This window comes from Saccharopolyspora pogona, from assembly GCF_014697215.1.
In the GTDB taxonomy this organism is placed as follows: domain Bacteria; phylum Actinomycetota; class Actinomycetes; order Mycobacteriales; family Pseudonocardiaceae; genus Saccharopolyspora; species Saccharopolyspora hattusasensis.
Window position 1 is genome coordinate 447781 of the sequence record NZ_CP031142.1, and the last position, 24191, is coordinate 471971.

26 protein-coding genes are annotated in these 24191 nt (G+C 68.9%); 11 read left to right on the plus strand and 15 right to left on the minus strand.

Annotated features, from left to right (window positions below; translation table 11 throughout):
* Positions 1 to 7 precede the first annotated feature (7 nt).
* Positions 8 to 1213 (plus strand): acetyl-CoA C-acetyltransferase, encoded by a 1206-nt coding sequence (locus DL519_RS01475; protein WP_190812557.1) that lies wholly within the window; start codon positions 8 to 10, stop codon positions 1211 to 1213.
* A 174-nt stretch (positions 1214 to 1387) separates the two neighbouring features.
* Positions 1388 to 2614 (plus strand): RNA-guided endonuclease InsQ/TnpB family protein, encoded by a 1227-nt coding sequence (locus DL519_RS01480; RefSeq protein ID WP_263399549.1) that lies wholly within the window; start codon positions 1388 to 1390, stop codon positions 2612 to 2614.
* Between the two features lie 88 nt (positions 2615 to 2702).
* Here DL519_RS01480 and DL519_RS01485 read toward each other — a convergent pair whose 3' ends face one another.
* Both DL519_RS01485 and DL519_RS01490 read right to left on the minus strand, forming a co-directional pair.
* Entirely contained in the window at positions 2703 to 3362 is a 660-nt protein-coding gene (locus tag DL519_RS01485; protein WP_190812558.1) for a GntR family transcriptional regulator, read from the minus strand.
* 209 nt (positions 3363 to 3571) lie between these two features.
* Positions 3572 to 3910 (minus strand): hypothetical protein, encoded by a 339-nt coding sequence (locus DL519_RS01490; RefSeq protein ID WP_190812559.1) that lies wholly within the window; start codon positions 3908 to 3910, stop codon positions 3572 to 3574.
* Between the two features lie 149 nt (positions 3911 to 4059).
* Between DL519_RS01490 and DL519_RS01495 the strand changes: the two genes are divergently transcribed.
* Positions 4060 to 4722 carry a hypothetical protein gene (locus DL519_RS01495; RefSeq protein WP_190812560.1) on the plus strand — a complete coding sequence of 221 codons (663 nt, stop codon included), beginning with the start codon at positions 4060 to 4062 and terminating at the stop codon, positions 4720 to 4722.
* 362 nt (positions 4723 to 5084) lie between these two features.
* Here the strand turns inward: DL519_RS01495 and DL519_RS01500 are convergent, their stop codons facing one another.
* From DL519_RS01500 to DL519_RS01510, 3 genes are read right to left on the minus strand one after another with little or no spacing between them, the layout of a single operon-like run.
* Entirely contained in the window at positions 5085 to 6425 is a 1341-nt protein-coding gene (locus DL519_RS01500) for a dihydrolipoamide acetyltransferase family protein (RefSeq protein ID WP_190812561.1), read from the minus strand.
* The gene (locus DL519_RS01505) at positions 6422 to 7450 is read right to left on the minus strand and encodes an alpha-ketoacid dehydrogenase subunit beta (protein WP_190812562.1); all 1029 of its coding nucleotides are present in this window, start codon (positions 7448 to 7450) and stop codon (positions 6422 to 6424) included. The genes DL519_RS01500 and DL519_RS01505 overlap by 4 nt, the downstream gene beginning before the upstream one ends.
* Positions 7450 to 8502 (minus strand): thiamine pyrophosphate-dependent dehydrogenase E1 component subunit alpha, encoded by a 1053-nt coding sequence (locus DL519_RS01510; protein WP_190812563.1) that lies wholly within the window; start codon positions 8500 to 8502, stop codon positions 7450 to 7452. The genes DL519_RS01505 and DL519_RS01510 overlap by 1 nt, the downstream gene beginning before the upstream one ends.
* A gap of 105 nt (positions 8503 to 8607) precedes the next feature.
* On the opposite strand from DL519_RS01510, the gene DL519_RS01515 reads away from it, so the two are divergent.
* Both DL519_RS01515 and DL519_RS01520 read left to right on the plus strand, forming a co-directional pair.
* On the plus strand, positions 8608 to 9108 hold the full coding sequence (locus DL519_RS01515) for an Lrp/AsnC family transcriptional regulator (protein WP_190812564.1): 501 nt from the start codon (positions 8608 to 8610) through the stop codon (positions 9106 to 9108).
* 221 nt (positions 9109 to 9329) lie between these two features.
* Complete coding sequence (locus DL519_RS01520; protein WP_223838325.1) at positions 9330 to 10259, plus strand: glycoside hydrolase family 16 protein; 930 nt, start codon at positions 9330 to 9332, stop codon at positions 10257 to 10259.
* 148 nt (positions 10260 to 10407) lie between these two features.
* Here the strand turns inward: DL519_RS01520 and DL519_RS01525 are convergent, their stop codons facing one another.
* The 4 genes from DL519_RS01525 to DL519_RS01540 form a co-directional block, all read right to left on the minus strand.
* Entirely contained in the window at positions 10408 to 11208 is an 801-nt protein-coding gene (locus DL519_RS01525) for an exodeoxyribonuclease III (protein ID WP_190812565.1), read from the minus strand.
* A 94-nt stretch (positions 11209 to 11302) separates the two neighbouring features.
* On the minus strand, positions 11303 to 11590 hold the full coding sequence (locus DL519_RS01530; RefSeq protein WP_190812566.1) for a hypothetical protein: 288 nt from the start codon (positions 11588 to 11590) through the stop codon (positions 11303 to 11305).
* A 323-nt stretch (positions 11591 to 11913) separates the two neighbouring features.
* Positions 11914 to 12147 (minus strand): hypothetical protein, encoded by a 234-nt coding sequence (locus tag DL519_RS01535; RefSeq protein ID WP_190812567.1) that lies wholly within the window; start codon positions 12145 to 12147, stop codon positions 11914 to 11916.
* Positions 12148 to 12304: 157 nt separating this feature from the next.
* Entirely contained in the window at positions 12305 to 12832 is a 528-nt protein-coding gene (locus DL519_RS01540; protein WP_223838326.1) for an acyl-CoA dehydrogenase family protein, read from the minus strand.
* Between the two features lie 59 nt (positions 12833 to 12891).
* On the opposite strand from DL519_RS01540, the gene DL519_RS01545 reads away from it, so the two are divergent.
* The 6 genes from DL519_RS01545 (at position 12892) to DL519_RS01570 (ending at position 19324) form a co-directional block, all read left to right on the plus strand.
* Positions 12892 to 13332 carry a nitronate monooxygenase gene (locus DL519_RS01545; protein WP_223840182.1) on the plus strand — a complete coding sequence of 147 codons (441 nt, stop codon included), beginning with the start codon at positions 12892 to 12894 and terminating at the stop codon, positions 13330 to 13332.
* Between the two features lie 377 nt (positions 13333 to 13709).
* The gene (locus tag DL519_RS01550; protein WP_190812568.1) at positions 13710 to 14279 is read left to right on the plus strand and encodes a DNA polymerase ligase N-terminal domain-containing protein; all 570 of its coding nucleotides are present in this window, start codon (positions 13710 to 13712) and stop codon (positions 14277 to 14279) included.
* Positions 14280 to 14285: 6 nt separating this feature from the next.
* Entirely contained in the window at positions 14286 to 15188 is a 903-nt protein-coding gene (ligD, locus tag DL519_RS01555) for a non-homologous end-joining DNA ligase (protein WP_223838327.1), read from the plus strand.
* 577 nt (positions 15189 to 15765) lie between these two features.
* Positions 15766 to 16257, plus strand: a complete 492-nt coding sequence (locus tag DL519_RS01560; protein ID WP_190812569.1) for a 2Fe-2S iron-sulfur cluster-binding protein — start codon at positions 15766 to 15768, stop codon at positions 16255 to 16257.
* Complete coding sequence (locus DL519_RS01565) at positions 16254 to 17240, plus strand: FAD binding domain-containing protein (protein ID WP_190812570.1); 987 nt, start codon at positions 16254 to 16256, stop codon at positions 17238 to 17240. Before DL519_RS01560 ends, DL519_RS01565 begins: the two co-directional genes overlap by 4 nt.
* Complete coding sequence (locus DL519_RS01570) at positions 17237 to 19324, plus strand: xanthine dehydrogenase family protein molybdopterin-binding subunit (protein WP_190812571.1); 2088 nt, start codon at positions 17237 to 17239, stop codon at positions 19322 to 19324. The genes DL519_RS01565 and DL519_RS01570 overlap by 4 nt, the downstream gene beginning before the upstream one ends.
* 215 nt (positions 19325 to 19539) lie before the next feature.
* On the opposite strand, the gene DL519_RS45375 is transcribed toward DL519_RS01570, so the two are convergent.
* The 6 genes from DL519_RS45375 to DL519_RS01595 all read right to left on the minus strand — a co-directional run bounded on the left by DL519_RS45375 (position 19540) and on the right by DL519_RS01595 (position 23708).
* Entirely contained in the window at positions 19540 to 19782 is a 243-nt protein-coding gene (locus tag DL519_RS45375; RefSeq protein WP_223838328.1) for a GNAT family N-acetyltransferase, read from the minus strand.
* The gene (locus DL519_RS45380) at positions 19764 to 19973 is read right to left on the minus strand and encodes a hypothetical protein (RefSeq protein ID WP_223838329.1); all 210 of its coding nucleotides are present in this window, start codon (positions 19971 to 19973) and stop codon (positions 19764 to 19766) included. The genes DL519_RS45375 and DL519_RS45380 overlap by 19 nt, the downstream gene beginning before the upstream one ends.
* 169 nt (positions 19974 to 20142) lie before the next feature.
* On the minus strand, positions 20143 to 20988 hold the full coding sequence (locus tag DL519_RS01580; protein ID WP_223838330.1) for an SGNH/GDSL hydrolase family protein: 846 nt from the start codon (positions 20986 to 20988) through the stop codon (positions 20143 to 20145).
* 82 nt (positions 20989 to 21070) lie between these two features.
* A complete protein-coding gene (locus DL519_RS01585; protein ID WP_223838331.1) occupies positions 21071 to 21442 on the minus strand; it encodes a nuclear transport factor 2 family protein in 372 nt (123 codons plus the stop codon).
* A gap of 147 nt (positions 21443 to 21589) precedes the next feature.
* Entirely contained in the window at positions 21590 to 21976 is a 387-nt protein-coding gene (locus DL519_RS45385) for a hypothetical protein (RefSeq protein ID WP_223838332.1), read from the minus strand.
* Positions 21977 to 22427: 451 nt separating this feature from the next.
* A complete protein-coding gene (locus DL519_RS01595) occupies positions 22428 to 23708 on the minus strand; it encodes an ISAs1 family transposase (protein WP_190812573.1) in 1281 nt (426 codons plus the stop codon).
* Between the last annotated feature and the right edge of the window lie 483 nt (positions 23709 to 24191).

Genomic DNA, 24191 nt, shown 5'->3' on the forward strand with positions numbered 1-24191 from the left:
TGGACCAATGGAAAGAGCACGAACGACCGGTAGTTCTGTGATCGTGGCGGGTGCGCGGACCCCGATGGGGCGGTTGCTCGGCTCGCTCAAGGACTTCTCCGGTGCGCAGCTGGGTGGGGTTGCGATCAGGGCGGCGTTGGAGCGGGCTGGGGTGGGTCCGGATCAGGTCGGGTACACGATCATGGGTCAGGTGCTGACCGCTGGTGCGGGGCAGATTCCGGCGCGGCAGGCGGCGGTGGCCGCGGGTATCCCGATGGATGTGCCGGCGTTGACGATCAACAAGGTGTGTCTGTCGGGGTTGGATGCGATCGCGTTGGCTGATCAGCTGATCCGGGCGGGTGAGTTCGAGATCGTGGTGGCCGGTGGTCAGGAGTCGATGACGCAGGCGCCGCATCTGCTGACCGGGTCGCGGGAGGGTTTCAAGTATGGCGACGTGCAGATGCTCGACCACCTGGCTCACGATGGCCTGTTCTGCGCGTTCGACCAGGTCGCGATGGGTTTGTCGACCGAGAAGTACAACGCTGGGTATGGCGTGACCAGGGAGGAGCAGGACGCTTTCGCGGCTCGTTCGCACCAGCGTGCCGCTGCGGCGGTGGAGCGGGGTGTGTTCGCGGAGGAGATCGCCCCGGTCGAGGTGCCGCGCCGCAAGGGTGATCCGGTGGTGGTGGATGCCGATGAGGGCATTCGTGCTAACACCACGGTTGAGACGTTGGCGAAGTTGCGTCCGGCTTTCGCTGCGGATGGCACGATCACGGCGGGTTCGGCGTCGCAGATTTCCGATGGTGCGGCGGCGGTCGTGGTGATGAGCAAGGCCAGGGCCGAGGAGCTGGGGTTGAGCTGGTTGGCCGAGATCGGCGCGCATGGTGTGGTGGCGGGTCCGGATGCGAGTTTGCATGAGCAGCCGTCGAATGCGATCAGGGCCGCGTGCGTCAAGGAGGGGGTCGACGCCGCGGGTCTGGATCTGGTGGAGATCAACGAGGCGTTCGCGGCGGTGGGGATCGTGTCCGCTCGTGCGCTGGGTGTGGGTGAGGACAGGGTCAACGTCAACGGTGGTGCGATCGCGCTGGGTCACCCGATCGGCATGTCGGGTGCGCGGTTGGCGTTGCACCTGGCGTTGGAGCTCAAGCGTCGTGGTGGTGGCACCGGTGCGGCGGCGCTGTGCGGCGGCGGAGGCCAGGGCGATGCCCTGATCCTCCGGGTCCCCAAGGCCTGACACCTGGCTCGTGAGCGCGCAACCGGGCTCCAACCCGGTTGCGCGCTCACCGAAGAAACGTAGTGCGGAGGCCCCCGGATTTATCCGTGGGGAGGAAGCACGTCAAGCCGTGATCAACGCGTCCAGCGGTAACCATCCCACCAGATGATTACTGGTGTCGGCCCGCTGTGTAAAATGATCAGTGTGAGGACGGCGTACAAGGTTCGGGCCTATCCCGACCCCGAGCAAGCGGCCCAGCTGGGCCGGACGTTCGGGTGCGTTCGCCTCGTGTGGAACAAGACCCTCGTCGAACGCCACCGCTCCTACCACGCAACCGGCACAAAGACCTCCTACAAGGAGACCGACGCCGCGCTGACCGCGTGGAAGAAGACCGAAGAACTGGCGTTTCTGTCCGAGGTGTCGTCGGTGCCGTTGCAGCAGACGTTGCGGCACCAGCACACCGCCTACGCGAACTTCTTCGCTGGACGTGCTCGCTACCCGCGCTTCAAGTCGCGTAACGGACGTCAGTCGGCGCATTACACGCGCAGCGCGTTTAGCCTGCGCGATGGAAAGCTGAAGCTGGCCAAGCACAACACGCCGCTTGAGTATGTGTGGTCCTGGGGTGCAGAGGTTCTTCAGTCTCTGAATCCGATTATGGTGATCGTTTCCGGCGAGGCTGACGGCCGCTGGTACGTGACCTTCGCCGTGGACACCGACGAGCCCGAACACGCCCCGGTCACCGGCCGCACGGTCGGCGTTGACCTGGGTGTGAAGGACTTCGCTGTGCTGTCTACCGGGGAGAAGATCCCCAACGCCGGCCACTTGGACCGTAAGGCCCGCAACCTTGCCCGCTATCAACGTCAGATGGCCCGCATGCAGCGCGGTTCAGCGAACCGCCGCAAGGCTCAAGCCAAGGTTGCCCGGGCGCACCGCAAGGTGCGGCACGCGCGGCAGGACTTCCTGCACCGCACCTCAACGGACCTGGTTCGTAACAATGACCTGGTCGCGGTCGAAGACCTCGCGGTGAAGAACATGGTCCGCAACCGAAAACTGGCCAAGGCGATCTCCGATTGCGGGTGGAGCGAGTTCCGGCGCCAGCTCGAATACAAAGCCGAGCGAGCGGGAAAGATCGTCGTTGTCGTTGACCGCTGGTACCCGAGCTCAAAGACCTGCTCGAACTGCGGGCACCTGCTGAAGAACCTGAAACTGTCGGTGCGGCACTGGACGTGCCCCGACTGCGGCACTCGGCACGACCGGGACCACAACGCCGCGAAGAACATCCTTGCCGCTGGTCGAGCGGTAGCCGGGTGGAAATCCGGCGATGCCTGTGGAGCTGGTGTAAGCCGGGGCGAGCTTGCTCGCGCGCAGTCGGCTATGAAGCAGGAAACCCAACCTGTGAAGGTTGGATTCCCCCGCCTTTAGGCGTGGGGAGGAAGTCAAGAACCGAAATCGCTCGTACCGATCTCGGTGAACGCGGCGCACCGATCAAGGCGCTGCAAAGCCCGAGCGGTCAGGGCAGCATCCGTTCCAGGACCATTCGCTGGCTGGACAGGACGTGCTGCTGCGCGACCGCGGCGGCCCGGTCGGCGTCGCCGGCGGCGATCGCGGACTGGAGCTGCTCGTGCTCCGTGCAGACCCGCTCGGGTTCGAGGTTCATCCGGAACAACCACGCCAGCCGGCCGTGCAGCGGTTCCAGGATCGACGCCATCAGATCGTTGCCCGCGAGCGAGACCAGCTTGTCGTGGAAGGACGCGTTGGAGCTGGACATCGTGTCGACGTCGCCGGCTTCGTGAGCCTCCCGCGCCCGGCGGGCCAGATCGGCCAGCTGCGCCACCTCCGCGGGCTCGGCCCGCTCGGCGGCCAGGCGCGCGGCGTAGACCTCGAGGGCCTCGCGCACCTCGAACAGCTCCTTGGCTTGCTGGCGGTCCAGCCCGCGGACGAACACACCACGTCGGCGCGGCAGCACGTCGACGAAGCCCTCGCTCTGCAGCATCCGGATGGCCTCGCGCACCGGAACCCGGGAAACCCCGAGTTCGGCGGCGAGGTCCTGCTCGAAGATCCGGTCACCGGGGAGCAGCCGACCGTCGGCGATGCGGGCCTGCAACTCCTCGCGCACCTGGTCGCGCAGGGGAACGCGGACATCCGCGGCTTGCTCACCGGTGACCGACACGGATCCTCCTCCTAGGTCGCTGGCCCCCAGCCTATGCGAGGAAGGCTCAGCTGCCGCGCTTCATCGCACGAGTTCCCGACCAGAGGCCGACCACGGCGATCGCTGCGGCCGCGATGATCACGTGCAGCACCGACGGGTCCAGGAGCTGGCCGGAGAACAGCGCCCGCCCGGCTTCGGCGATGTGCGAGACCGGGTTTTCGGTTGGGATTTCAGGATTCTTCGGCTTCGCGGAGGCTTCGGCCGGTGAGCGCGAGGACGACGTCGTCCAAGGTGGGGCGTGCGGTTTCGGCCGCGATCGTCTTGATCCCGGCTTCCTCGAAGGCACGCAGGTATTCCGGCAGCGTGGAGTCGGCGCGCGGCACCCGGACCTTGATCGACGGGCCGTCGAGGGTGACGGCGTCGGGGGAGGCGATCCGGGCCGCTGCCTCCGCTGCCGGTGCCGCGTCCGGCTGCGCGACGGTGATGGTGATGTGGTCGCCGGCCAGATCCGCCTTGAGCTGCTGCGCCGTGCCGTCGGCGATGACCCGGCCGTGGTCGATGACCACCACCCGCCCATGCTGCCGGCCTCGCCGAGGTCGTGCGTGGTGAACAGCAGAGTCGTGCGGTGCTCCGCGCACAGCCGCCGTCGAAGAAATCCGAGTGTAAACTCGAGGTTTACAATGATACTGTGAACCCGAGGTTTACAAGGAGGTTGGAGATGTCAGCGGAAGAGGCCGAGCGGCTGGTTCGCCAGTTGGCGGTAGCGGTACCGGTGGAGGCGATCGATCCGGGCCCGAAGGGCAGCGACGTCGGCGACGAGCAGGATCGCCGGGTGGCCGCGCTCGGCAGGCTCCGCGCCGCGCTGGAGGCGGAGGAGTTGATGTCCGAGGCGGCGTGGCGGCAGACCGCCTCGGCCGCGGAGGAGACGGTGTGGCTGGGCGCGAGCCTCGCGGACCTGAGCGCGATCACCGGCCGGTCGCGGCAGGCGGCCCGCAAGCGGTGGCCGGAGCTGGGCGGCATCCACCGCCGCCGCAAGTGGCTCGGCAACCACGTCGACGACATCGCCTATATGGCCGGGCAGCTGGCATCCCGCGCCGACGACCTGGTGCCCAGCCGCGGTCACGGCACGTTCATGAAGCTGATCCGGCAACTGCGCGAGGGCCTGCGGCGGTGCGAGGCGGACTTCGCCCCGGAGGCCCAGGAACGCACCGACCCGGCGGCCCGCTGGCGGGCCCTCGACGACCTGGTGAACGTGACGATGCGCGAAATCATCGAGATGGCGGGGAAACCGGCAACCCCGGAGGCCGACTTCGCCCTCCACGGAGCCCGCGGCACCCTCACCTACTACGACCACGCCACCGCGGAATCCGCAGCGGCGTGATGGACCGTGAACGTTTTTGGGCGCCAACCGGGCGGTTTGGAAGGTGCTGTTTGAAGCGAACGGACCGTTTGCGTCGTCTATGAGCTTGTTGCGTTTTCGGCGAAAACGGCTGAACCGAAGTACCAAATCAGTCTCGATCGCCGCCGTTTGTCCGCCAGTGGCCATCTCAGCCGTGATCGATCGATCACGGTCCGTGGTGGGCGTAATTTTGCAACACGCTCCTATGGAAGTGAACGGTCCGTTCGCCGCACGCCGGTTGGCGAGGTAGAACCAGGTCGCCCTCCGTTAGGGCAGCCACCGGAATCGCCTGGCAGAACGAGTTCCCGAACAGCCTCTACAGCCACGAAAACGCTCACGGGGCCTCAGAGATCGGCCAGTGCCGTGATCGGGTTATCGACGCAGTCGGCGACGTAGCGGAGGAAGCCTCCCGCGGTGCCTCCGTCACAGACCCGGTGGTCGAAGGTCAGGGATAGCTGGGTCACCTTGCGGAGGGCGAGCTCGCCCTGGAACGCCCACGGCTTGTCGATGATCCGGCCGACGCCCAGGATCGCGGCCTCCGGGTGGTTGATGATCGGGGTGGAGCCGTCCACGCCGAACACGCCGTAGTTGTTGAGCGTGAACGTTCCGCCGGTGAGGTGCTTGGGCTCGAGGTCGCCCTCGCGGGCCAGCCCGGTGCGGTGCGCGATCGCTTCGGACAGCTGCGCCGTGCTCATCCGGTGGGCGTCGCGGACCACCGGGACCATCAGTCCGCGCGGGGTCTGCGCGGCGAAGCCGAGGTTGATGTGCCCGAACTGGACGATCTCGTCGCGTTCGGTGTCCACCGAGGCGTTGAGCTCCGGGAACCGCTGCAGGCCCGCGACGCAGAAGCGGGCGATCAGCGACAGCAGGCTGATGCCGCTGCGCTGCTTGAGCAGCGCGCGGGCCTCCAGCAGTCGGGTCGCATCGACATCCACCCAGATGCTGGCGTCCGGGATTTCCCGGCGGCTGCGGGCGAGCTTGTCGGCGACGGCCCCGCGCAGGCCGCGCAGTGGCGTGCGGAGCTCGCCTTCCTGCTGCGTCGGCTGGGCTGGTTGGGGCCGCGCGGCGGAATCCACGTCGCGGCGCAGGATGACGCCGCCCGGTCCGGTTCCGGCCACATTGGACAGATCAACGCCGTGTTGCCGGGCGAGCCGACGCACGATCGGCGAGAGCACGCGCGGAGCTCCGGTGCCGTTCGGGCATGGCTCCGTGCGCACGTCGTTGAGCGACACGGCATCAGGCGCCCTGGTCACCGGGTGCGAAACGACAGCCGAAGAGCCATGCGCAGTGCGTGATCCATCGTGCGCTGCACCGGATGCCGTGCGCGACGCGTGGTGGGCGCGGCGGCGTCGGCGCGGCGGCGCGCTGGAGGTGCCGTAGCCGATGAGCACGTTGCCCGAACCGGCACGCTCCTCGGTCCGGTGCTCCTCGTACGCCGAATCTTCGCAGGCGATCGTGGTCAACGGCGCACCCACGGCCAGCACGTCACCGGCCGCGCCGTGCAGCGCCTCGACCACGCCCGCGTGCGGGCAGGGCACGTCGACGACGGCTTTGGCGGTCTCCACCTCGACGACCACCTGGTCCGCCACGACCGGGTCGCCGACCTCGACGTGCCAGCGGACGATCTCCGCCTCGGTCAGGCCCTCGCCGAGGTCGGGCAGCGCGAATTCCGCCGAGCGGGTCATGCGGCGTCCTCCTGGCTCCGGACTCCGTCGAGCCACTTCGCGTCCGGTTGGTCGTCCCACTGCAGCCGGGCCAGCGCGTCGAGCACCCGGTCGACACCCGGCAGGTGCACGTGTTCCAGCTTCGGTGGCGGGTACGGCACGTCGAAGCCCGCGACGCGCAGCACCGGCGCGGCCAGCGAGTGGAAGCAGCGCTCCTGCACCCGCGCGGCGATTTCCGCTGCTACTCCGGCGAATCCCGGCGCTTCCTGCAGCACCACGCAGCGGCCGGTGCCGCGCACGGCTTCGGCGATCGTCTCGTCGTCGAACGGCACCAGGCTGCGCGCGTCGACGACCTGGACGTCCCACCCCTCCTCCTCGGCCGCCTCGGCCGCCGCCACGGCCAGCGGCACGGTGGGGCCGTAGGCGATCAGCGTGGCGTCGCGGCCCGGTCGGCGGATCGTGGCCCGCCCGATGGGCTCGGTGGTCGTCGGCAGCTCGATGTCCTGTTTGGACCAATAGAGCTTCTTGGTCTCCAGGAAGACCACCGGGTCGGGATCGTCGATGGCCTCGCGCAGCATCGAGTAGGCGTCGGCGGCGGTCGCCGGGGCGACGACCTTGAGCCCCGGGGTGTGCGCGTAGTACGCCTCGCTGGAGTCGCAGTGGTGCTCGACGCCGCCGATGCCGCCCGCGAACGGAACCCGGATGACGATTGGCAGGCCGACCGCGCCCCGCGTCCGGTTGCGCATCTTCGCGATGTGCGAGACGACCTGCTCGAAGGCGGGGAAGGCGAACGCGTCGAACTGCATCTCGACCACCGGGCGGAACCCGGCCATGGCCATGCCCACCGCGAACCCGGCGATGCCCGATTCGGCCAGCGGCGTGTCGAAGCAGCGGTCCTCGCCGAACGAGGCCTGCAGGCCGTCGGTGACCCGGAAGACGCCGCCGAGCCGCCCGACGTCCTCGCCGAAGACCACCACCCGCTCGTCCTCTGCGATGGCGTCGCGCAACGCGGCGTTGAGCGCCTGCGCCATGCTGGTCGGTGCCACTACAGCGCCTCCTGTTCGGTGCGCAGCTGGGCGAGCTGCTCGACCAGCTGCGGGGTCGGTTCGGCGTAGACGTGCCGGAAGAGGTCCTCGGGATCGACCGGCGGCTCCTCCTGCATGCGCGTGCGCACCCGCGCGGCGAACTCCTCGGCTTCCCCGGCGATCCGCTCCGCGGTCGCATCGTCGAGGTGGCCGCCTGCGCGCAGATGGCGTTCCAGGAGGCTGATCGGGTCCCGCTGCTGCCAATGCTCGACTTCCTCGGGCGATCGGTACCTCGCCGCGTCGTCGGCGTTGGTGTGCGGCTCCATCCGGTATGTGTGCGCCTCGACCAGGAAAGGCCCGTTCCCAGCACGGGCGTGCGCCACCGCACTGTCCAAAACGGACAGAATCGCGGCGGCGTCGTTGCCATCGACCTGCTCGCTGCGGACGCCGTAGCCGATGCCCTTGTGCGCCAGGGAAGGTGCGGCGGACTGCTTGGCGAGCGGGGCGCTGATGGCGTAGCCGTTGTTCTGCACGAAGAAGACCACCGGAGCGCGGAACACCGCGGCGAAGTTGAGCGCCTCGTGGAAATCGCCCTCGCTGGTGGCGCCGTCGCCGAGCAGCGCCATCGCCACCGTGTCGTTGCCCTTGCGGGACTCGCCGTGGGCCAGCCCGACCGCGTGCAGGGTCTGCGTGGCCAGCGGGGTGCACTGCGGCGCGGTCCGGGCGGACGGCACGTCATATCCGCAGTGCCAGTCCCCGCGCAGCAGCGTCAGCACCTCGACCGGGTCGATGCCCCGGCTCACCAGCGAGACCGAATCCCGGTAGGTCGGGAACAGCCAGTCATCGGCGCCGATGCTCAGCGCCGCGCCGACCTGGCAGGCCTCCTGGCCGCGCGAGGAGGGGTAGACCGCGAGCCGGCCCTGCTTGGTGAGCGTGGTGGCCTGCGCGTCGAACCGTCGGCCGATCACCATCGCCCGGTACGCGGCCAGCAGCCGGGACGCCTCCGGCAGCGCATAGTCCGGATCGGGCTGCTCCAGCAGCCGCACCGGGCTGCTCGACGGAAGCCATTCCACGGCCGACACCTCCTCAGGACGACTGGCTTAAGATAGTCGTCCAGGTTGGTCATGTGGTACAAGCCATCCCGGAATAATCGGAACGAATGGCAGCGAGGAGGCATTATGGCCGACCAAACGTCCATCAGGATCGATTCGCGGGGCGGCAGGGCTGGACGATCGGCTCCGGCTCTGGACGAGATCGACGCGCGCATCGTCGCGGAGCTCGGCCGCGACGGGCGGATGTCCATCCGCACGCTGGCGGAGCAGGTGAACATTTCCCGCACCAACGCGCACAGCCGGGTGGAGCGGCTGATCGACAGCGGCGTGATCACGGGCTTCCACGCCCGGGTCGACCCGGTCAAGACGGGCCGGGGCACCGCGGCGTTCATCGGCCTGTCGATCGAGCAGGGCACGTGGCCCGAGGTGTCCCGGCGGCTGGCCGCGATCGCCGGCGTCGAACAGGTGGCTCTGGTGGCGGGGGACTTCGACTTCGTGGTCCTGGTCCGCACCGAGGACAACCTGTCTCTGCGGAACCTGGTCTTCGACCACATCCAGTCGCTGCCAGGCGTCCGGACCTGCCACACGTGGCTGATCTTCGACGAATTCGAACCCGAACACCCCTGAATCGCCGGAGGTGCGAGGCATCGGACGGGTTTCTGGCGCGCCTGGGAATCTGGGAACGCCGAGATGGCGTTGCTCTGCCCTTCGCAGGGGAATGGTGCGTTTGCCGGTTGTTTGTTGTGAGCACAAACGTTTTGATGGGTAGCGGATCCCGTGATCGAGATCCCCGTTCCTCGGGGGGGGGGGGCGCTCACTGGAAGGTTAAGGACTGTCGGGAGGAACACTTGAGAACCAGGTTGACACGCCGCCGCATCGCCGCCGCTGCCCTTTCCGCGGGGCTGGCCATCGTCGGATTCTCTGTCCCCTCCGCTTCGGCCGACGTGCCGCCGCCGGAGGCGGGCTGGAAGCTGACCTTCAGCGACGACTTCACCGGGGCCGCCGGCACGGGGCTGTCATCCGAGTGGATCATCGACACCGGAACCTCCTACCCGGGCGGGCCGCCCAACTGGGGCACCGGGGAGATCCAGACCTACACCTCCGACCCGGCCAACCTCGCCCACGACGGCGACGGGAACCTGAAGATCACGCCGCTACGCGACGCCGCGGGGAACTGGACCTCGGCGCGGATCGAAACGCAGCGGACCGACTTCAAAGCAGCTGAGGGCGGCGTCCTCCGCATCGAGGCACGCCTCCAGGTGCCCAACGTCACCGGAGCGGCGGCGCTCGGCTACTGGCCCGCGTTCTGGGCGCTGGGGTCGCCGTACCGCGGCAACTACCAGAACTGGCCCGGCATCGGCGAGTTCGACGTGATGGAGAACGTCAACGGCAAGAACGAGACGCACGGCGTCCTGCACTGCGATGTCGCCCCCGGCGGGTCGTGCAACGAGATGACCGGTCTCGGGGGCAGCCGCCCCTGCCCCGACGTGGCCTGCCAGGCCGGATTCCACACCTACCGCGTCGAGTGGGACCGGACCGGTCCCACCGAGGAACTGCGCTGGTACGTCGATGGCCAGCAGTTCCACTCGGTGAGCGAGTCCCAGATCAGCCCGACGGCCTGGCAGAACATGACCTCGCACGAGGGATACTTCCTGCTGCTCAACGTGGCGATGGGGGGAGCGTTCCCGAACGGCGACTCGGGTACGACGACTCCCAACCCGGCCACCGAACCCGGCCACCCGATGCTGGTCGACTACGTGGCCGTCTACAACCGCTGATCGAAGACCTGGAGGCCGACGCCGTCGCCAGGCGTCGGCCTCCAGCACGTCGCCGGTGACGGCGGATTCGGCGTCGAGCTGTCCCGCTGCCGGGCTCGGGTCCCGGCGCGTGCGGACCGGACGATCGAGGAATCGTGCTGGGGATCGATCACGGCAGGTCGAGGTCGACGACCACCGGGGCGTGGTCGGAGGTGCCCTTGCCCTTGCGGGCTTCGCGGTCCACGTAGGAATCGGTGACCGCACCGGTGAACTGCTCGTTGCCGTAGACCAGATCGATGCGCATGCCCTGGTTGTTCGGGAAGCGCAGCGCCCGGTAGTCCCAGTAGGTGAACGGGATGTCGTACTTCAGCGCCCGCGGGTAGACCTCGGCGAGGCCGGTTTCCGCAAGCGCGGCAAGCGCTTTGCGCTCGTCCTCCGTGACGTGGGTGCTGTCGGCGAAGGCGGCGATGTCCCAGACGTCGGCGTCGGTCGGGGCGATGTTGAAGTCGCCGAGCACGGCGAACGGCCGGGCGGCGGCCATCTCCTCGATGGCGGTGGCGCGCAGCGCGTCGAGCCACCGCAGCTTGTAGACGTAGTGCGGGTGGCCGACTTCGCGGCCGTTGGGGACGTATACGGACCACACCCGGACGCCGCCGCAGGTCGCGCCGATCGCCCGGGGCTCTTGGGTCTCGAACATCGCGCCGTCGGCCTGGAAGCCCGGCTCGTCGAGCAGCCCGTGGCGCACCTCGTCGATGCCGACCCGGGACAGCACGGCCACGCCGTTCCAGCGGCCGGTGCCGTGCGCGGCGACCTCGTAGCCGAGCTCGCCGACCTCGTCGAAGGGGAAGGCGTCGGCGGCGCACTTGAGCTCCTGCACGCACAGCACGTCCGGCTCAGCGGTGCCCAGCCAGTCGAGCAGCTTGGGCAACCGAGCACCAACGGAGTTGACGTTCCAGGAAGCGATCCGCATAACCCGAACCCTGTCACACCACCCGTCACCTAGGTGAGGGGCACCCATCGGGCGTGCGGCTGGATCGGTGAGGCGAACGGACTGTTCACCGCTCCTATTGAGGCGAACAGTCCGTTCGCTCCACCCAGCGGAACGCGAGCGCCCGCCTGGTGGGGTCAGCGGGGGAGCCATTTCGGTCGGCCAGCGCGATGGCGGAGGCCCCGCCCAGCCGCCGGGGGCTGGGCACCACCGGGTCGGCTCCCCGGAAGGAGACGCGATCGCCGGAGTCGGCCGGGTCCAGGCCGACGCCGGTCAGCACGTCGGCGAGCTCGGCGTGCGGGTCGAAGCCGCCGTCGGTGGCGGGCGCTGCGACTGCCTTGCTGATCCGCTCGGTTAGGGACACGGTTGCTCCTGGACCGGTGGCCGCACATGATTTATTAACCAAGCTAACTAATTTTCCAGGGAGGTGACTCGGCCGATCCGCGATCGCCGACGTGACCGGCGCGGTCACGATCGACCGGCGCGCCAGATGTGTCGTTGTGGCAATTGGGCCAGATGAGGTGATGGATGTCGCCGGGGGAGAGCGCCATGGCCGGTGCGGGTGGCGGAACCTCGGGAGATCCCAGACATCAGGAACGCGGATTCGCGGATCGCCGGGGAAGAACCGAAGCCCACGCCGGAAGCGGTCGCCGCGCGGTGATTCCTGTTGCGGGCACGGGAGCCCGGTCAGTGGAAGATGGCTTGCTCGCCCGCGTACTGGTAGCGCCACACGCCGTCCGCGCGGCGGTCTTGCCGGTCGTAGCGGGCGCACGGCACCTCGCCGTCGCACGGCGCCTCGCCGTCGCAGGGCGCCGGGAAGGTGAACTGCCCGATCGGTAAGTCCGTCTCCGGGGCGGGGATGATGAACGAGCGGCCGTCTTCGGGGCCGCCGATCAGCTCGGCGTGCACGTGCTGCTGCATGGTTCGTCTCCCTGGGGTCGGCGCACCGCCTGTCGGTTCCTCGTCCCATGGGAACAAAATCGGCTGCGCCCGGTACCAGACTTCACCCGATCGTCTCAACGCGACCACCCCACTCCGCGCACAATGGCACCAAGCCGGGCCGCCGTGCGCCGCGTGGTCACTTCGGCAGGCCGAGGACGCGTTCGGCGATGATGTTGCACTGGATCTGGTTGGTGCCGCGGGCGATCCCGCGCCCGCGGCTCTCCAGGAAGGCGCGCTGGAACTCGTCGACCCGGTAGCCGTCGCAGCCCGGGCGGACCAGGCCGCCGAGCCCCTGCAGGGACATCGCGGCGGCACCGAGGTCGCAGTGCAGCTCCGACCAGTTGACCTTGTCGATCGCCAGCAGCTCCCGGACCGGGTTCCCGGCGCGCAGCTCATCGGCGACGCGGCGGCCGGTGAAGTGCATCAGCTCGACGCGGATCAGCAGCCGGGCGAGCTCATCGCACACCAGCGGATCGGCCAGCCTGCCGAGGTCGCGCAGCCGCGCCACCAAGCGGTCGAACTCCGCGCGGTAACCGGGGTACTGCGTGGTGATCTCGCCCGCCCCCTCGCCGAGCGTGGTCATCGCGACGCGCCAGCCGTTGCCGAGACCGCCGATCACGTTGGACAGCGGGGCGCGGGCGCCGCGCCAGCGGAGGCGATCCACGCGGTGCGCGAGCGGGTCTGGGCCGGGCCCGGCGACTGGGTGCTCAAGCCGCCGCCGAGATCGCCGCCAGGTACGGCCCGCTCCCCGGTCGGCACGTCGCGGCAGCGCTCGCGCTGGGCGCGGCCGGCGTCTGGCTCAGCACCGCGTGGCTGGTCACCCGGGAGGCCGGAACGGACCCCGTTCTGCTGCGGAAACTGCTGGACGCGGGGATCGAGGACACCGTCATCTCTAGCGCGGACAGCGGCAAGACGCCGCGGCGGATCCGTACGGCTTGGAGCGATGAGCGGGCACGTCCCGACGCGCCCGCTCCGCTGCGCATGCCCTACCAGGACGTCCCCGTCGGCGATCTGCTCGGCGCCGTCGACCGCCACTGCGTCGAACCGCTGGTGCACAGCCCCGCGGGCCAGTCCATCGGTTACTTCGACCGGCCTACCACGGTCGCGGAGGCGCTGGCGAACCTGCTCACCGAGGCCGGGAACGTGCTGTCCGGACTCCGCTGACGGCACACCCGCCACCGAACGACCCCGGGAGCGCCCCTCGGGGGCTTTCCGAGCCCGTTCCGGGGAGCGCGGTGAGTGCGGTGGTCGGTCTCGGGGTTCGAAGTGAACGGACTGTTCGCCCCGGTAGGAGCCTGTTGCAAAATTACGCCCACCACGGACCGTGATCGATCGATCACGGCTGAGATGGCCACTGGCGGGCAAACGGCGGCGATCGAGACTGATTTGGTACTTCGGTTCAGCCGTTTTCGCCGAAAACGCAACAGGCTCGTAGGCGGCACGAACGGTCCGTTCGCCTCATCCGCCTCCTGCCGGCCTGCCCGGTTCCTGATCGACCGGGTGCCGGTTAAACCCGGCCGGGCGCCGGGTACGCCGACGGCATGCCCGGGAAGAAGCTGTCCACCTACCACCGCAAACGCGATCTCGAACGTTCCGGGGAACCATCCGGCGGCGAGCCGGGCGACGAGCCCCGGTTCGTGGCGCAGAAGCACGACGCGTCGAGCCCTCACTACGACTTCCGGCTGGAAGTCGACGGCGTGCTCAAGTCGTGGGCGGTGCCCAAGGGGCCGTCGCTGGACCCGCGCGAGAAACGGCTGGCCACACCGACCGAGGACCACCCGCTCGACAACGTCGAGTTCGAGGGCGGGATCCCGGAGGGCTACGGTGCGGGCACGGTCGTCGTCTGGGACACCGGAACGTACTGCAACGACACCGAGCGGGGCGGCGAGCCGGTCGCCATGGCAGACGGGCTCTCCGCCGGGCACGTCAAGGTCTGGCTGGACGGCGAGAAGCTGCGCGGGGCTTTCGCCCTGTCCCGCACCGACTTCCGCGGCCGTGAGCAGTGGTTGCTGGTGAAGGTGGACGACGAGGGCGCCGACCGGCGGCGCAATCCGGTCAGCACGCAGCCCGAATCAGTGCTGACCGGCCGGACCAACGACGAGCGGCGGTGATCAACCGTGGCCGCGCAGCTCGAGGTCGAGGGGCGGCGGATCGAGCTGTCCAACCCGGAGAAGGTCCTGTACCCCGATGACGGCTACCGGAAGCAGGACGTGGTCGAGTATTTCCGGTCGGTGGCGGCGGTGATGGTCGCGCACACGCGCGGCAAACCGCTGACGCTGCGCCGCTTCCCGGACGGCATCGGCTCCGGCGGGTTCTTCCAGAAGGAGGCGTCGAACCACTTCCCGGAATGGGTGCGCGTGGCGTCCGTGCCGCAGCGAGGCGGCCAGGGCGTGGTGCATCACGCCGTCGTCGACGACGCGGCGACGCTGCTCTACCTGGCAAACCAGGCGTGCCTGGAGTTCCACGTCGGATTGTCCACAGTGGATGATCTGGATCGGCCGATCCTCGCGGTGCTGGACCTGGACCCGCTGGAGGGAGCGGACCTGGCCGAACTCCGCGACGTGGTGCGATTGGTGTGCGAGCGGTTCCGGGGCGCCGGGCTGTCGCCGCACGTGCAGGCAACCGGCGGCAAGGGATTTCACGTCGCCGCCCCGCTGCGCGGCGAACGAGGATTCGACGAGGTTCGGGCGGCCATCCGGGAGCTCGCCGGTGCAATGGCGGGCGATGAGCCGGACCGGCTCACCGTCGAGCAGCGCAAGGACAAGCGTGGCGACCGGATCTTCCTGGACACCAACCGCAACGCCTACGGCCAGACGATGATCGCGCCCTACTCGCTGCGCGCCCGCGCGGGAGCCCCGGCCGCGACCCCGCTCGACCTCGACGAGCTCGGCCGCGTGAAACCGCAGTCCTACGGCCTGGCGAACATGGCGCGGCGGCTGGCGCAGAAGGACGACCCCTGGGTGGTGCTGGAGGATGCGCGATCCGGGAGCGACTTTCCGCATCCCGGCAATCAGGATTAGCCGGAAAGGGGCAGGAACTGTTGGTGCTCCTGTGTCAGGATGTGTCGGGACGTGTCGCTGTGTTTTGGGGACCTGGATTTCCAGCGCAAGCCGACGGCGGCGAGTTGCGTCGTGACAGCCCGATGGAAACCCATGTAAGACCAGCGCATTGCTGGCAGCGGGTACCGCCACGGGAAGACCCACGCGGTCAACGCCGCGCCGCAAGACGACGGCTCAGGACACGCTTTTACACGTTTTCTGAACGGTGTGGTCAAGGTCGGCGCCGCAAGGCGTCGGCTCGGCAGCGTGGATGTTGTCACGCTCACTGAACGGTGACGGGCATGTCGGAGCCGCGTCAGGGAACCGAGGTGCCTCACGAAGAACCGAAGCCGACGACGTTGCTGGCGGAGAGCGTCGACGCGGACGAGCTCGGCGGCCACCTGTGGATCGGGTGTCGAGCTCGTCCAAACACTGCCCTACGACGACCTCGACGAGACCACCGACGAGCGAGCCGCGGAGGAAGAAGAGCTCTGAAGCGGCGTGCGTGACGCGGCAGCGTCCCGGGTAAGCCTGGTAACAGGTTGGAGGGGAGGGCACCGTGGAAGCCGAAATCACCCTCGTCGTGGACGGGATCGAGCACCGCCTCACCGTCGACACGCGGACGACCGTGCTCGACGCCCTGCGGGAGCGGTTGGGGATCACGAGCCCGAAGAAGGGCTGCGACCACGGCCAGTGCGGCGCGTGCACCCTGCTGCTGGGGGGCCGGAGGGTCAACAGCTGCCTGATGCTGGCGGTCGCCTTCGACGGCGCGGAGTTCCGCACCGCGGACGGCCTGGCCGGCGCGGATCTGCACCCGGTGCAGCGGGCTTTCATCGAGCACGACGCGTTCCAATGTGGATATTGCACGCCCGGCCAGGTGGTGTCGGCCGTCGGCGTGTTGTGCGAGATGCACGACGGTGAGCCGAGCGCGGTCACCGCGGACGGTGCCGGGCTCGACGACGAGATCCGCGAGCGGATGAGCGGAAACCTCTGCCGCTGCGGCGCGTACGCCAACATCATCCCCGCCATCGCGGAGGTGGCGCAGCGATGAAGCCGTTCCGTTACCAGCTCGCCCCCGACGTCGGTACCGCGGTGAGCACCCTCGCCGCAACGCCCAACGCGGCGTTCCTGGCGGGCGGCACGAACCTGGTCGATCTGATGAAGCTGGAGGTCGAGCAGCCGGACGTGCTGGTCGACGTCCGGCAGCTGACCTCCGACCGGGTCGAGCAGCACCCCGAGTTCGTGCGCATCGGCGCCGCGGTCACCAACAGCACCTTGGCGGCCGATCCGGTGATCCGCGAGCGCTTCCCGATGTTGTCGCAGGCGGTGCTGGCGGGCGCTTCCGGCCAGCTGCGCAACCTCGCGACGGCCGGCGGGAACCTGTTGCAGCGCACCAGATGCGCGTACTTCCAGGACGTCACGACGCCCTGCAACAAACGGGATCCCGGGACGGGCTGCTCGGCGAGGGACGGCTTCCATCGCGAGCACGCGATCCTCGGCGCCTCCGACATGTGCGCCGCCACGCACCCGTCCGACATGGCGGTGGCGATGGTCGCGCTCGATGCGGTGGTCAACACCCAGGGGCCGCACGGGCAGCGGGCGATTCCGCTGGTCGGGCTGCATCGGCTGCCCGGGAACGAGCCCGAGCGGGACACGGTCCTCGAGCACGGTGAGCTGATCACCTCCATCGACATCCCGTCGCTGGGCTTCGCGGCGAACTCCCAGTACCGCAAGGCCCGCGACCGCGCTTCCTACGCGTTCGCGCTGGTATCGGTGGCCGCTGCGCTGGACGCCGTCGACGGCGAGGTGCGCGACGTCCGCCTGGCGTTGGGCGGTATCGCGCACAAGCCGTGGCGGGCGACGCGGGCCGAGGCGGTGCTGCGCGGCGGCGCCGCGACGAAGGAGAAGTTCCGCGAGGCAGCCGCTGCGGAGCTCGCCGACGCCCGCCCGCTTCCCGGCAACGAGTTCAAGATCCCGTTGGCGCTCAACATGATCGCCGGAATCCTCACCGAGCTCCTGGAGGTGCGGCGATGACAGTCGCGACCCCCTTGATCGGTGCGCCGATCGACCGCATCGAGGGTGCCGAGAAGGTCCGGGGCGCAGCCCTGTACGCCGCCGAGCACCCGGTCGACCAGCCGGTGTACGTGTTCCCGCTGCAGTCCCAAATCGCGCTTGGCCGCATCACCGGCATCGACACCACGGAGGCGATGGCGGAACAGGGCGTGGTGGGCGTGCTGACCCACGAGAACGCGCCGCGGCTGGCCTCGACGCAGGACGCCGAACTGGCGATCCTGCAGTCGCCCGAGGTCGCCTTCCGCGGGCAGTTCATCGGCGGCGTGCTGGCCGAGACCGCGGAAGCCGCCCGGCGCGCGGCGAGCCTGGTGCGGCCGAGCTACGAACCGCGCGAGCACGACGTCTCGTTCCACGCCGCCCGCGCCGACCTGGTCAAACCCGACGAGGTCAACGGCGGCTTCCAGACCGACACCACCGACGGTGACGTGGACGGCGCCCTCGCCTCGGCGGCAGTGGTCCTCGACGCCACCTACACCACGCCGCAGGAGCACAACAACCCGTTGGAGCCGCACGCCACCATCGCGATCTGGTCCGACAACGAGCTCACCCTCTACGACTCCACGCAGGGTGTGCACTGGGTGCGCGACTCCATCGCGGCACTGTTCGGCATGGAGCCGCAACGGATTCACGTGGTATGCCCGCACACCGGCGGCGGCTTCGGTTCGAAGGGGCTGCCGCACGCACACGTCGTGCTGGCCGCGATGGCCGCGCAGCTCGTCGCCCCGCGCCCGGCGAAGCTCGTGCTGACCCGGCAGCAGATGTTCTCGGTGGTCGGCTACCGCACCGGCACCATCCAGCGGATCCGCATGGGCAGCGAAGCGTCCGGCCGGCTGACCGCGATCAGCCACGACGTGGTCGAGCAGACCTCCCGGATCAAGGAGTTCGCCGAGCAGACCGCCGTGCCGACCCGCGTCATGTACGCCGCGCCGAACCGCCGCACCACGCACCGGCTCGTCGAGCTCGACGTCCCGGTGCCGTCGTGGATGCGCGCGCCCGGCGAAGCCCCGGGCATGTTCGGCCTGGAGGTCGCGATGGACGAGATGGCGATCGCCTGCGGCCTGGACCCCGTCGAGTTCCGCATCCGCAACGAACCGGAGACCGACCCCGAGACGGGGCGGCCGTTCTCCAGCCGGAACCTGGTCGCCTGCCTGCGCGAGGGCGCCCAGCGGTTCGGTTGGGCGGAGCGAGACCCGGCGCCGCGCGCGCACCGCGACGGGCCCTGGCTGGTCGGCACCGGGGTGGCCGCCTCGACGTATCCGGTGTACAGCATGCCGGGTTCGCGGGCCACCATCCAGGCCAGGCCGGACGGCCGGTACCGGGTCCTCATCGGGGCCGCCGACATCGGCACCGGGGCGTGGACCGCGCTCACCCAGATAGCTGCGGACGCGCTGGACGTCGAGATGTCCGAGGTGGTGCTGAGCATCGGCGACACCGATCTGCCGTACGCCTCCGGTGCCGGTGGCTCGACCGGGATCCTGTGCTGGGGCTCGGCGATCGTGGACGCGGCCCGCCGGCTGCGCGCGGAGCTGCCCAACAGCAGCCCGATCCCCGACGAGGGCGTCGAGGTCACCGGGGCTATCCCGGACAACCCGTACGCCGGGCAGATGTCGATGCACAGCTTCGGCGCGCAGTTCGCCGAGGTCCGGGTGCACACCAGCACCGGGGAGGTGCGGGTGCCGCGGCTGCTGGGGATCTTCGCGGTCGGCCGGATGATCAACGCCAAGACCGGGCGGTCGCAGCTGATCGGCGGCATGACCATGGGGCTGTCCATGGCGCTGCACGAGCACAGCGTCGTAGACCCCCGGTTCGGCCACGTGGTCAACCACGACTTCGCTGGGTACCACATCCCGGCCAACGCCGACATCGGCAGCATCGAGGCGGACTGGATCGACGAGCACGACCCGTACGTGAATCCGATGGGGGCAAAGGGGATCGGCGAGCTCGGCATCGTGGGCACGGCGGCGGTGATAGCCAACGCGGCGCACCACGCAACCGGAATCCGGGTCCGGGACCTGCCCATCACCCTGGACAGGTTCCTGACCTGACCCTGTTGTAGCGGCCGTTTCCAGGCCCGTCCTGCGTGGGGGTGCGGGTAGCGCAACCTCAGACGCCGCCTGGACTCCGGGATCCCCGATTTGTGTATGTCCAATGCGTTCGGCCTGCGCAACCCGGATGGCACCTACGACGCCGACCCAGGTCACGGCATGCGCCAATCGGTCGATCGGTACCGAGAACTCGCCCGATGAAACCGGCTACGCGCTCATGGCCTCGCGCGCCACTCTGCGGCGAGGAGGGACCAAACCTCGGTGTCGCGGCGGCGGCCCTGGTGGGGGAACTGCTCGCGCAGCACTCCGTCGAGGGTCATGCCCAAGCGCTTGGCGAAAGCTTTGCTCGGGTGGTTGTCCACGTCATTGCGCCATTCCACCCGGCTCATGCCCCGCACGTCGAAGGCCCAACCGATCAGGTGCGTCGCGGCGCGGGTGATCAGGCCGAGGCCCTGCACCTCCGGCGCGAGCCAGACGCCGAGTTCGCGGGCCCGGTGGGCACGTCGAAGATCCGGAACAGGATCCCGCCGACGAGCTCGCCGTGCAGCCTTATCCCGTAGATCTGGCCGTCGTCGTCGGCGGCCTGCCGGTCGGCGTAGCGCTGGAGGAAGTTCCAGCCGGCGCTTCTTCTGCGACGAGTTCGGCCCACGGGAGCCACGGCGCGAAGTGTTCGCGGTAGCGGTCGGCGTGCGCGGCGAAATCCGCCGCCTGCCCAGGTTCGAGCGGTGTCAGCACGGCGTCTTCGGCGAGCGGATGGCTTAACACGCATCTCCGTTCGGAGTCGGTCGGGTGCATCCTCGCCCGACATCGCGGAGGGCTCAGCCGGTTTTCCCCTCGGGGCTCCGTATGTCCTCAATGGACAGAGGTGGTCCGGTTCGCCGCTTGCCCAGCGCGGTGTCCAGCAAGGTCCGCAAGGAAAACCAGAGCAGGTCGTGACCGCGCCCGAGCAGCCACGGCAGGCCCTTGGCGAGCAGCCACCGCAGGTGGTCGAAGCCGCTGACCCGCGCGCCCCCGGAGCATTCCAGCGAGACCTCGCCGGGCACGGCCAACCCGGCTGCCGCGAACCGGTCGGCGAAGGCTGCCGCGAGCATCCGGTGCCCGAGTTCGGACGGATGCAAGCGGTCGACGCTCCACGTTGCCGGGCTGTAGGCGCCCGGCAATCGGTCCAGGTCCACCACATCGACGGCATGCGTCTCGGCGACGGCGTCCAAGATCCGGTTGAGCTCACCGATGCGCCTGGCCAGTGCCCTCCGCAGCGGCCCGGGCAACCGGAAGACCCGGCCGTGGTCGTGGTAGCGGATCGTCACGACGGTCGCGCCCGCGGCGGTGAGCGCGCGCACGACGTCGTTGAGCTGCCGCCGCAGCCGTCGGGCGTCGAAGTCGGAGCGCATCGTGTCGTTCATGCCGACCATCACCACGGCCGCATCCGGCGCGGCGCGGAGGGCGGCGGGCAACTGGGCGTCGCGCACGGCTGCGACGCGCGCCCCGCTCGATGCCACGTTCGCCACCTCCGCGGCGCCGAGCGCTTCGGCCAGCAGCGGCGCGAACCCGCGCCACCCGCCGACCACCGGATCGCCCATGCCCACGGCGACCGAATCGCCGAGCACCGCCAGGGTCCGTGTTCGTCGCGGGCCGGGCGGGCCCGCCGTGATCGCGTCCTGCACGTGAGCATGGTGATCGCCGAGCCTCCTGCGGCGGTGAGGCGGCGGTGACTATCCGGCGACCGCTTGGCGAAGAATCGGCGCGTTAGCGGGGTTCGGCGCGGTAGTCCTTGTCGGGCCAGAAGGGCCATGCCTCGAAGGCCAGGCACTTCCCGTCCGGGGCGAACCGCACGATCCACAGGTCCAGGTACCCCTGGGGCACCGGGCCGCCGTAGCGGGCCTCCACCCGGACGACAGCGGTGTCGCCTTCGAGCGCCACCGGGCTGCTCGTCTGCCGGAACTCCTCGTCGGGCCCGACGCGCTCGGCCTCCCACATCCGCCCGATGGCGTCGAGCCCCACAACGGGCTCGAGGTACGGGGCCTGCTGGTACGTCGCGTCCAAGGTGAAGATCTCGGCGAGCACGTCAACGCCGGGCGTCCGCCACGCCCGCTCGTACCCGCCAACCCACGCAAGCACTCGCTCCCAGTCCATGATCTGAAGAGTCTGACACCCGCAACGCGCAAGCGCAGGCTCCGGAAACCCCAGCAGCGCAACGTTTACAGCTGCGGATGCGAACGGCCTGTTCGCCCCGATAGGCGGAGTGAACAGGCCGTTCGCCTCTCCTCATTTGATCCGGGTGACGGCTGTGACGGGTGGGCGTGGGCGGTGCAGCGCCTGTTGGTACGCGTTGCGCAACTCCGCCAGCACTTCTTGCGGCTCGGTCCGGAGCTGTGATGGGAGCGTGTGAACCACGACGATCCCGGCTGCCGTCATCGCCGTGTGCCGACGCACGGTGAGCGCGTAGTCGGCCGGCGACAGGTGGTATTCGAGTGAATCGATCTGCCATGCCAACGCGACGTCGTCCAGCCAGCCGTCTGGGATGCCCAGCAGTTTTCCAGTGGGGTCGAGGAGACGGACATTCCACTGCATCTGTGGAAGATCACTGCGCTGCAGCAGTCGGTACGCCCACCCTTCCGCTGGTGAGTGGACGTCGGCGAGCATTTCGCGCATGACTTCCCGGCACCGCGCTGTGCCTCGGCACGAGCCTCCTTCCAACTCTTCGGCGAGGGCCGACGGATCGACCAATCCTCGTTGAACGGCTCGGCCAGGAGCGCGCGAATCTGGTCGATGTCGGTGAACCGCCGCGCCGCATCGAGGACGGCTCGCGCAAGCGGAGCTGTCGGAAATCCGGAGCGAATATGCGGTTCGGAAAGACGCGAGGTTCGTTCGACGACCACGTAGCCGGAGGATGCCCGCTTGCGTGCTTCCGGTATCAGCACGTGCACCTCCGAGAAAGGCGGCATCCGCTGGAGCCCGTGCAGTTCGGCAGCCGGCAGGCCGGTCAACTGCGCGCCTTCTCCTGCGTAACGCAGTGCCGACTCCAGTCGCTGACGCTTCGTGGGCGTCCCGTTGCTCAGCAACAGCACGCCCGGAAGCAGGCGGGTCCAGGGGCAGGAGATCGTCAAAGTCGGTTTGTGCTGGTAGCGGCTGCGATGATCGGAATGATTCGGGTTCGGTCAGCGGCGATACGTTCCAGAGTTCGGGTGATCTGGGTGATTCCGGCCAGGCGTAATAGCCCGAGGGCGAGGTTGCGGAGGGTGGCCATGACCTGGGCTCCTGTTCCGGTGTAGGCGTGTTGGTGGTCTTCGCGGTAGACGACGTCTCGAACCCAGTGAATCTTGTTCTCTATGCCCCAATGTTGGCGGACGAACCGGGCGATCAGGTCGGCGCCGGCTTGTTCGGCGGTCAGGCTGGTGATGCCGTGCACGACCTCCTTGGTCAGGTGGTTACCCGCGTGGTCGAAGGTGTCGCGGCGGATACGAAACACTTGTGCGGCACCGGGAAAGTCAACATCGTTGGCCGGTGCGACCCAGATCTGGCGGCGCACGATCTTGCCTGTGCTGCGGTCGGTTTCGGCGTGATGCGCGGTGCCCGGCGCGGCCGGCGGGAGCACTGAGGCGATCTGGGTGAGCAGGGTGGGCTGGTTGCCTTTCACCGTGAGTGCGTAGTGGCCGCCCCGGTCCTGGGTCAGGTACGCGGCGGTGGTGTGCTGGGCGTGCGCGGCGTCCCCGGTGACGACCACACCGGTCAGATCGATGTCCTTGAGCAGCGCGGCCACCTGGGTGATCTCGTTGGTGCCCTCAGGAACCCGCAACTGAGCAATGACGACGGCTTCTCGGTGCAGCATCGCCGAGAACAGCTTCACCTCGCTGCCTTCCGGATCGCCGGGCGCCACCGTGTTCCGCAGGGTCTTGCCATCCATGGCCACACCGACCAGTCCCTCTGGTCCGTGGTCATCACCCCCGGCCACATCGACGCCACGGGCCAGGGCCGCAGCCGCAGCTTGCTCCCGCAGCCACCGGCACACCTGCTCATCGGCGGCGTCAGCATCGATATCGTGCGCCACCCGACGAATCGTCGATTCGCTGGGCGCGACATAACGCCCGGTCAACAGGTGCCGACGGCAGCCGGCCAACACCAACAACTCCTGCGGCAGGTCCGCGGCACGATCCCCCGCTTCCCGGAAGTTACCGGCCCCGGCCAGCGCTGCGAACACCGTTACCGCCAGCACTGAACCAACCCGGTGACGAACCCCGCGCGGCTTGCGCGGGTCAGGCACCCGACTCAGCATCTCGACCAACCCGCCCACCGCGGCAACACCGACGTCCATGCCGATCTCCACGGACGCACCGAACCCGCCAGCAATCGGCGAGCACGAATCCTGGACATGCGACACTGACACCGGTGGCCTCCTGTTAGGACGATGATCAAGGTGTGGTAACCCGCATCATCGCAGGCAGAAGGCCACCACCCACATCCAGACACACCACGCGTCACCACGCACTCAGGACTTCACACCAAGATCACAAACTTTGACGTTCCCCTGGGTCCAGGGGCCGTCCCTGCTTGCTCGTCGGTGAACTGTTCGTCGCGGGACGCCAAGCAGGTCCAGTTCTCTCGCTGTGATGATCTTATGGCTGGCAAGGGTCGACACCGCATCCCAGTCGATCAGAGTTCGCTTTGGCATGCGAATTACTGTGGTGGTGGTGGATCACCACCACCAGACCCCTTTTCAGATCTGTGGATAAACAGAGGCCCTGTGGATAATTCGCGTCACCCCAATGGATGTTTCGGAGCGAACGGCCTGTCCACTCAGCTAGACGGCGCAAACGGTCCGTTCGTTCCGCTGAGGTGCTGTTCGGCGATGAGGTGCACGGACCGATTG